This window comes from Maritimibacter sp. UBA3975 (genome assembly GCF_002384975.1).
Classification (GTDB): Bacteria; Pseudomonadota; Alphaproteobacteria; order Rhodobacterales; family Rhodobacteraceae; genus Maritimibacter.
On sequence record NZ_DGCP01000019.1, the window covers coordinates 23803 to 32416 of the forward strand.

The following is an 8614-nucleotide window of genomic DNA, read 5'->3' on the forward strand; positions in this document are numbered from 1 at the left end:
CGTCAAGGACGGGCCGCGCCGGGGGCGCGGTCGGCTGCGCCGATCCTTGACCCGCCGCCGACTCGCGGTGCGGGTTATTCCGCCGCTTCCGCGTAGGCCTCGAGCGGCGGACAGATGCAGACGAGGTTGCGGTCGCCGTAGGCATTGTCGACACGGTTGACCGGGGGCCAGTACTTGTCGACCCGGAAGGCGCCCGGCGGGAAGCAGCCCTGTTCCCGCGAGTAGGGCCGGTTCCAGTCGCCCACGAGGTCTTCGACCGTGTGTGGGGCGTGCTTGAGCGGGTTGCCGTCGCGGTCGGCGCGGCCCTCTTCGATCTCGCGGATTTCGGCGCGGATGGCGAGCATGGCGTCGCAGAAGCGGTCGAGTTCCGCCTTGGTCTCCGACTCCGTGGGTTCGACCATGAGGGTGCCCGCGACCGGCCAGCTCATCGTCGGGGCGTGGAAGCCGCAGTCCATCAGCCGCTTGGCGATGTCGTCCACCGTGACACTTGCGCTGTCGGCGAAAGGCCGGGTGTCGATGATGCATTCATGCGCCACATGGCCCGTCGGCCCCTTGTAGAGCACGTCATAGGCACCCTTGAGCCGGGCCGCGATGTAGTTGGCGTTGAGGATCGCCACACGGCTCCCCTGTGTGAGGCCGTCGCCGCCCATCATCAGGATATAGGCCCAGGAGATCGGCAGGATGGAGGCGGAGCCGAAGGGGGCCGAGGACACCGCGCCGAGGTCGCCCGAGAAGGGGTCGGAGGGCAGGTGGGGCGCGAGGTGGGCCTTGACCCCGATGGGCCCCATGCCGGGGCCGCCACCGCCGTGCGGGATCGCGAAGGTCTTGTGCAGGTTCAGGTGGCTGACGTCGCCACCCAGATCGCCCAGCTTCACGAGGCCCACGAGCGCGTTGAGGTTGGCGCCGTCGATATAGACCTGTCCGCCGTGCTCATGGGTGATCGCGCAGACGTCGCGCACGGTTTCTTCGAACACGCCGTGGGTGGAGGGGTAGGTAATCATCGTGGCGGCGAGCCGGTCGCCCGCCTTCGCGGCCTTGGCGCGGAAATCGTCGAGGTCAATGTCACCGTTTTCGGCGGAGTTTACCACGACCACCTCCATCCCGACCATGTGGGCCGAGGCCGGGTTGGTGCCATGCGCGCTCATCGGGATGAGGCAGACGTTACGCTCGGACTGGCCGTTGGCGGCGTGATAGGCCGCGATGGTCAACAGACCCGCATATTCGCCCTGCGCGCCGGAATTGGGCTGCATCGACATGGCGTCGTAGCCGGTGATGGTGCAGAGCTTGGACTTCAGGTCCTCGATCAGCGCGTGGTAGCCGCGCGCCTGCCCTTTGGGGGCGAGCGGGTGGAGCATTGCGAATTCGCGCCAGGAGATCGGCATCATCTCGGCCGCCGCGTTGAGCTTCATCGTGCAGGAGCCGAGCGGGATCATCGCGCGGTCCAGCGCGAGGTCGCGGTCGGCGAGGCGGCGCATGTAGCGCATCATCTCGGTCTCGGCGCGGTTCATGTGGAAGACCGGGTGGGTCAGGTAGTCGCTGTCACGCAGGAGCGGGTCGGGCAGGCGGTAATCGGTGTCGCTGTCGTCGTCCTGCGCTTCGATCCCGAAGGCGCGCCAGACGGCCTCGATCGTCTCCGAGCGGATCGCTTCGTCCATCGTGATCGCCACATGCGTCTTGCCAACGGGTCGCAGATTCACGCCCTCGCGCCGGGCCGCGTGGATGACGCCCTTTTGCAGCAGACCCACCTCGACGATGAAGGTGTCGAAGAAGGCCGCGGGACCGATGGTGAACCCGGCTTTCTCCAGCTTCTTGGCACAGCGCAGGGCCTTGCGGTGCACGCTTTGCGCGATGGCCTTGAGCCCCTCGGGGCCGTGGAAAACGGCATAGAAGCTCGCCATGACGGCCAGCAGGGCCTGGGCGGTGCAGACGTTGGACGTGGCTTTCTCGCGCCGGATGTGCTGCTCGCGCGTCTGGAGGGCGAGGCGGTAGGCCTTGTTGCCGCGCGCATCCACGCTGACGCCGACGATCCGGCCCGGCATGTTGCGCTTGTAGGCGTCCTTGGTGGCCATGTAGGCGGCATGAGGACCGCCGTAGGCCATCGGCACGCCGAAGCGCTGGGTCGTGCCCACGGCGATGTCCGCGCCCATCGCGCCGGGCTCCTTGAGCACCGTGAGGGCGAGCGGGTCGGCGGCGACGATGCCGATGGCGCGGGCGGCGTGGAGGGCTTCGATCTCGGGGGTGAAGTCGCGCACCTCGCCCAGCGTGCCGGGATACTGGAAGATCGCGCCGAAGACCGCCTCGGGGTCGACATCGTCGGGCGCGCCCACCGTGATCTCGATGCCCAGCGGCGCGGCGCGGGTCTTCATCACGGCGATGTTCTGTGGGTGGCAGTTCTCGTCGATAAAGAACCCCTTGGCTTTTGACTTGGCCACGCGCTGCGCCATGGTCATCGCCTCGGCGCAGGCGGTGGATTCATCGAGGAGCGAGGCATTGGCGACCTCGAGCCCCGTGAGGTCGGTGATCATCGTCTGGAAGTTCAGGAGCGCCTCAAGCCGCCCTTGCGAAATCTCTGGCTGGTAGGGGGTGTAGGCCGTGTACCACGCCGGGTTTTCGAGGATATTGCGCTGGATCGCGGGGGGCGTGACCGTGCCGTGGTAGCCCTGACCCAGAAGCGAGGTGAGCACGGTGTTCTCTTCGGCCGTCACGCGCATCCGGTGGAGCATCTCGCGCTCTGACAGCGGTGCGCCGAAGTCCAGCGGCTCCGACTGGCGCAGGCTTTTCGGGATCGTCGCGTCGATCAGGGCGTCGAGGCTGTCCGCGCCGATGGCCGCCAGCATCTCGTCCATCTCTGCGGGCGACGGGCCGATGTGGCGCCGGTTCGCGAAGTCGTAGGGGTCATAGCCGGTCGGGGTGAACGTCATGTGCGTTTCCTTCAAGCGATACGGCGCGCGCGGTCAGTCGCGGCGACAGGGAAGCAGAAAAAGTGAAAACGGTCGCAGGTCCGGATGTGCGGGCGCGACCGTTTCCGGGGTCACCCGATGAACGTCTTGTACTCCGCCTCGTCCATGTAGTCGTCCATCTGCGACGGCTCGGCCGGGCGCAGTTTGAAGAACCAGGCCTCGCCCTCGGGGTCGTCGTTGACCTTGGCGGGCTCTGCCACGATGGCCTCGTTCACCTCGACGATCTCGCCGTCGATGGGGGCGAGGATGTCGGAGGCGGCCTTGACGCTCTCGATCACCACGACCTCATCGTCCTTGGTCACCTCATCACCCACGTCGGGCAGCTCGACGAAGACGATGTCGCCCAGTTGCTCGGCGGCATGTGCGGTGATGCCGACAGTGACGATGCCGTCGTCCTCGTCCAGCCATTCGTGTTCTTCGGTGAATTTCATTCGGGTCTCCTGTGGTCAGCGTTTGTAGGTGGCAGGGCGGAAAGGGAGCGGCGTCACGGTCGCGGGGAGCCGTTTGCCGCGCACCTCGCCGAAAACGGTGGTGCCGGGGGCGGCGAGGTCGGCGGGCAGGTAGCCCATCGACATCGGACGCTCGATCGAGGGGCCAAAGGCGCCGGAGGTAATGGTGCCGATCGGGTCGGCGGCGTCCGCTGAGGCGAAAAGGTTGGTGCCCGCCCGCATCGGGGCGCGGCCCTCGGGCAAGAGGCCCACGCGTTTGCGGGGCGCGCCGTTGGTGATCTGGTCGAGTATGACGGCGGCGCCCGGGAAGTCGGTGCGTTCGGTTCGGCGGGACTTCTGGATCGCCCAGTTGAGGTCGGCTTCGACTGGAGTCGTGGTGCTGTCGATGTCGGAGCCATACAGGCACAGACCTGCCTCCAGCCGGAGCGAGTCCCGCGCGCCGAGGCCGATAGGCGCGACGTCTTCCATCGCCAGAAGGGCGCGGGCGAAGCCGTCGGCGTTGGCCGTCGGCACGCTGATCTCGAACCCGTCCTCGCCGGTGTAGCCCGAGCGCGAGATCCAAAGGACGCCGTGAACGGTCGGGATCACGGCCACGTCCATGAAGCGCATCTGGGCGACCGGAGGCGCGATTTGTGCAAGGTAACTCGCGGCTTTCGGCCCCTGAAGGGCCAGCAAGGCGCGATCCGTGACAGGCTCAACCGCATTGCCGAGATGGGCGCGCAGATGCGCGATGTCCTGATCCGCCATCGCGGCGTTCACGACGAGGAACAGGTGGTCGCCCCGGTTCGCGATCATCAGGTCATCGAGGATGCCGCCCGTGTCGTCGGTGAACAGGCCGTATCGCTGGCGGCCTTCGGCGAGGCCCGCCACGTCGACCGGCACCAGCGCTTCGAGCGCCTTGGGCGGACACCGCAGGATCACCTGTCCCATGTGGCTCACGTCAAAAAGGCCGGCGGCGGCGCGGGTGTGAAGATGCTCCTTCATCACGCCCATCGGGTATTGTACCGGCAGTTCCCACCCGGCGAAGGGCACTATCTTGCCGCCCAGTTCAAGGTGCAGATCGTAAAGCCCCGTGCGTTTCAGTTCGCTCATCCGGCATTTCCCTCACCGGGGTGACGCGCCCGGCATCGCGGGGCCATGCTGGCCCGCCCGATGCCCCCTCTGTCCTTTCGCCTGAGATCGTTATCCCTTCGGCGGGCGCGATGCGCCACTCTCCAGAGTGCTGACCCGCGCGGTCCTTTTGCCTGAGAGGTTCCGGGGCGGTTGCTCCTTCGGCACTGGCTTTCGCCAGATTCTCCCTACGCGTTTGGGGGGAGGTTATCGGGGCGCCCCGGCGCGCACAAGGCTTGCCTTTCGGGGGCCGGGCGCAAAGATATGGGCCCATGTCTGACCCGTTCTTCTTCGGCTATGGTTCGCTCGTCAACCGGCGCACTCATGCCTACCCAGAGGCCCATCCCGCCCGCGTGACGGGCTGGCGGCGGGCGTGGCGGCGCTCGCCCCGCACGAACCGCTGCCTGCTCTCCGCCGTGCCCGCGCCCGACGACTATATCGACGGGTTGATCGCGTCGGTGCCCGGTGCGGACTGGGCGGCGCTGGACGCGCGGGAAGGGGCTTATGCACGCCACGACGCGAGCCGGACGGTGACCCACCCGGTCGGGCGCAACCTGGACATCGCGATCTATGCCGTGGACCTCGACGCCTTTCCTGTGCCCGGCGACGACCACCCGGTGCTGCTGTCCTATCTCGACGTGGTGGTGCAGGGGTTTCATGCGGAGTTCGGGCAGGCGGGCGTGGATCATTTCTTCGACACGACCGAGGGCTGGCACGCCCCGGTCCTCGACGACCGGTCGGCCCCCGTCTATCCGCGTCACCAGCAGCTGGTGGAGGAGGAGACGGCGCTGGTGGACGCAGGTCTTGCCCGGATCGGGGCGCGGATCATCGGGCTTTAGGCACCGCATTTCACAAAACGGAATCATCGCGCAGCTAACGTGAACCTGTCCGCGATTCCCGGCCCGTCCCTGGGCTCAGCAGCGGGCAGCGCGCCTGTCCCTGACCCTTTCCGCGCGCGTCCTACTGCGCCCCCGGTCCCCGCCGGGGGCGCTTCTTTGGGGGCTGTGCTGGACCTTCGGCAAGCGCCGGCCTAGGGTCGCGCGCGATCACGGAGGACAGCATGGCAACGGGCACCAATCTGCACACTTATTTCGAGGGCACATGGCACGCGGGCGACGTGCCGGTGATGAAGGCGGGCGACCACGGCGCGTGGCTTGGCACGACGGTGTTCGATGGTGCGCGCTATGTCGACGGGATGGCCCCCGACCTCGACAAACATCTTGCGCGGGTCAACGCCTCTGCCGAGGCGCTGATGATCAAGCCGACGGTCGGCGTGGACGAGATGATGGAGATCGTGCGTGAGGGGCTTGCGTTGTATCCCAAGGACGCCGCCGTCTATATCCGCCCGATGTACTGGGGGATCGAGGGTGGCTACCTTGGCATCCTGCCTGAGCAAACGGCGACGGGGTTCGCGGTGGCGCTTGAGGAAATCCCGATGGCGGCCCCGGATGCGGCGATGACGCTGACGACGACGCGGTTTCGCCGCCCGGTGATTGAAGACGCTGTCGTCAACGCCAAGGCCGGGTGCCTGTATCCGAACAACGCGCGGATGCTCGCCGAGGCGCGGGCCAAGGGCTACACCAATGCGCTGGTGGCCGACGCGCTGGGCAACGTGGCCGAAACAGCCTCCGCCAACGTGTTCATGGTGCGCGATGGCGAGGTCTTCACGCCGGTGGCGAACGGCACCTTCCTGTCGGGCATCACCCGGGCGCGTCACATCGAGAACCTGCGCGCCGACGGCGTGGCGGTGCACGAGACGGTTCTGACCTTCGATGACTTCCGCGCGGCGGACGAGGTGTTCTTGTCGGGCAACCTCAACAAGGTGACGCCGGTGACGGAATTCGACGGCACGATGTATCAGGTCGGCCCCGTAACGCGGCGCGCGCGCGCGTTGTACTGGGACTGGGCCGCGAGCCTTTAACCGGTTTCTGAGGGAGCGGGCTGGCGCCCGCGCAGGTCTTGCGCCGCCCCGGCTGCGCCGGGTCGCCGCGGTGGCAACGCGCCCTTGGCGCGTCCGGAGGGCCAGCCCTCCGGACCTCCCGAAGTATTTGCGGAACGAAGAAGGACGTTGATCGGCTGCGGGCGGTGCGCCATGATCCGGGCGTTCGAGGGGAGTGAACCATGCGCAAGTTTCTGGTCGTCCTGGACGACAGCCGAGAATGCCTGAACGCCATGCGGTTCGCCGCCATGCGGGCGGCCAATACCGGTGGCGGGGTCGAGATCCTGTCGATCATCCCGCCCGAGGAGTTCAATCACTGGCTCGGCGTCGGGGCGGTCATGCGCGAAGAGGCGCGGGAGCGGATCGAGGCCCATTACGAGGTCTTCGCCAAGTGGATGCGCGACAAGCAGGGGGTGGACCCGGAGCTTGTCATCCGGGAGGGCGAGGCGGTCGAGGAGCTGTTGGCGCAGGTGCGGGAAGATCCTGAAGTGGGGGTCGTCGTCCTTGGTGCGGGATCGGGCAAGAAAGGTCCCGGGCCGCTTGTCACCGCGCTCACGCGCACGGCGGCGGGGCTGCCCGTGCCCCTGACCATCGTGCCGGGCGAGATGTCCAAGGAGCGGCTCGAGAGCATCACCTGAGACGGAGGCTTCAGCCGCGCAGTGGCGGGCGGACCACGACTTGCCGCCCGCGTCGGAGCGCGATGGCATTGGAGACGGCCAGCGTGCCGATCACGATTGCGCCGCCGACCAGCGCCCATTTACCCGGGTCTTCGCCCACGACCACCCAGGCCAGCAGCGGCGCAAATACGCTTTCCACGAGCAGGAGCAGCGCCACCTCGGCCGACGGCAGGTAGCGCGGGCCGATGGCGAGGAGGGCGGTGGAGAGGACGATGAAGAACCCGCCGTGCAGCGCGACCCAGATCCAGTCACCCGCGGGGACGGACAGCGGGGCGGCGAAGGGAAACAGGACAAGCGCGGCACCCAGCATCCCCGGTGCGATGGCTGGTACCATCGAGACCGGGCGCAGGCTGCGTGCAATCGTCAGACCGATAGAAAAGACGCAGACGAGACCCATCGCGATCAGGTCGCCCTTGAGCGAGGCGCCCTCGGTCTCGCCCGATCCGTAGGCGATGATCGCGATGCCCACCGGCACCACCGCCATCGTGATGGCCATGCGCCGCGTGATCCGCTCGCCCAGGAAGACGCGCGACAGGAGTGCCGAGACCAGCGGGGTGGCGGCGAGGATGAACACCACGTTCGCGATGGAGGTATTCGCCACCGCGATCACGAAGAGCGAGCCGGAAATGCCGCTTGTCGCCGCATAGATCCAGACGCGCCAGCCGGGGGCGAAGGTGTCGCGGAAAACCTTGGGCCCGCGCCACAGGAGCAGGCCCAGCCCGGTCACGCTACCCGTCAGCAGGGCCTTCCAGAAGGCGACGGTCATGCCGTCGGTTTCGATTAATCTGACCATCAGACTGTCGGGGAGGATGAAAAGCACACCCAGAAATGTTATGGTCAAACCCTTGAGATGATCCGTCATGCCCCCACAAAACGCGAAATCACGCGAAAGGGAAGTCGAAACCGGCCGGGTTGACTTGGAACCATTCCAAGCACATATCCAATCCCGACAGAAAAGGTGCACAAAATGTTCATTCAGACCGAATCCACGCCGAATCCGGCGACGCTCAAATTCCTGCCCGGGCAGACGGTTCTGGAGGCCGGGACGGCCGATTTTCCGAATGCCGAGACGGCGTCGAAATCTCCGCTCGCGCAGCGGGTCTTCGCCGTGGACGGCGTGACCGGCGTGTTCTTCGGAACGGACTTCGTCACCGTCACGAAGGCGGACGGGGTCGACTGGGACCACATGAAGCCCGCGCTTCTGGGCGCGATCATGGAGCATTACCAGTCCGGCGCGCCGGTCATGGGCGATGCGCCCGCGCAGGCGGCGCATGCCGAGCATGACGGGCCGGATGGCGAGATCGTGGGCCAGATCAAGGATCTTCTCGATACCCGCGTTCGCCCTGCCGTGGCGCAGGACGGGGGCGATATCACGTTCCACGGGTTCGAGCGTGGGGTGGTCTACCTCCACATGCAGGGCGCTTGTGCCGGTTGCCCCTCTTCGACGCTGACGCTGAAGATGGGGATCGAGAACCTGCT

8 protein-coding genes and 1 riboswitch are annotated in these 8614 nt (G+C 67.0%); of the genes, 4 read left to right on the forward strand and 4 right to left on the reverse strand.

Annotated elements, in window-relative coordinates; genetic code table 11:
• Positions 1 to 74: 74 nt before the first annotated feature.
• The 3 genes from gcvP to gcvT all read right to left on the reverse strand — a co-directional run bounded on the left by gcvP (position 75) and on the right by gcvT (position 4501).
• Positions 75 to 2921: an aminomethyl-transferring glycine dehydrogenase gene (gcvP, locus tag B2585_RS20345; RefSeq protein ID WP_292025867.1), complete on the reverse strand. Its 2847-nt coding sequence runs from the start codon at positions 2919 to 2921 to the stop codon at positions 75 to 77.
• Between the two features lie 110 nt (positions 2922 to 3031).
• Entirely contained in the window at positions 3032 to 3391 is a 360-nt protein-coding gene (gene gcvH, locus B2585_RS20350; RefSeq protein WP_292025868.1) for a glycine cleavage system protein GcvH, read from the reverse strand.
• 15 nt (positions 3392 to 3406) lie between these two features.
• Positions 3407 to 4501 carry a glycine cleavage system aminomethyltransferase GcvT gene (gene gcvT, locus B2585_RS20355; RefSeq protein WP_292025869.1) on the reverse strand — a complete coding sequence of 365 codons (1095 nt, stop codon included), beginning with the start codon at positions 4499 to 4501 and terminating at the stop codon, positions 3407 to 3409.
• Between the two features lie 131 nt (positions 4502 to 4632).
• Positions 4633 to 4719, reverse strand: a riboswitch (glycine riboswitch).
• A 72-nt stretch (positions 4720 to 4791) separates the two neighbouring features.
• Here gcvT and B2585_RS20360 point away from each other — a divergent pair.
• The 3 genes from B2585_RS20360 to B2585_RS20370 all read left to right on the forward strand — a co-directional run bounded on the left by B2585_RS20360 (position 4792) and on the right by B2585_RS20370 (position 7096).
• Positions 4792 to 5358 (forward strand): gamma-glutamylcyclotransferase family protein, encoded by a 567-nt coding sequence (locus B2585_RS20360; RefSeq protein ID WP_292025870.1) that lies wholly within the window; start codon positions 4792 to 4794, stop codon positions 5356 to 5358.
• 221 nt (positions 5359 to 5579) lie between these two features.
• Entirely contained in the window at positions 5580 to 6440 is an 861-nt protein-coding gene (locus B2585_RS20365; protein WP_292025872.1) for a branched-chain amino acid aminotransferase, read from the forward strand.
• 200 nt (positions 6441 to 6640) lie between these two features.
• The gene (locus tag B2585_RS20370) at positions 6641 to 7096 is read left to right on the forward strand and encodes a universal stress protein (RefSeq protein ID WP_292025874.1); all 456 of its coding nucleotides are present in this window, start codon (positions 6641 to 6643) and stop codon (positions 7094 to 7096) included.
• Between the two features lie 10 nt (positions 7097 to 7106).
• Here B2585_RS20370 and B2585_RS20375 read toward each other — a convergent pair whose 3' ends face one another.
• Positions 7107 to 7997: a DMT family transporter gene (locus B2585_RS20375; protein WP_292025875.1), complete on the reverse strand. Its 891-nt coding sequence runs from the start codon at positions 7995 to 7997 to the stop codon at positions 7107 to 7109.
• A gap of 105 nt (positions 7998 to 8102) precedes the next feature.
• Here B2585_RS20375 and B2585_RS20380 point away from each other — a divergent pair.
• On the forward strand, positions 8103 to 8614 hold a 512-nt coding region (locus B2585_RS20380), incomplete at its 3' end, for a NifU family protein (protein ID WP_292025877.1).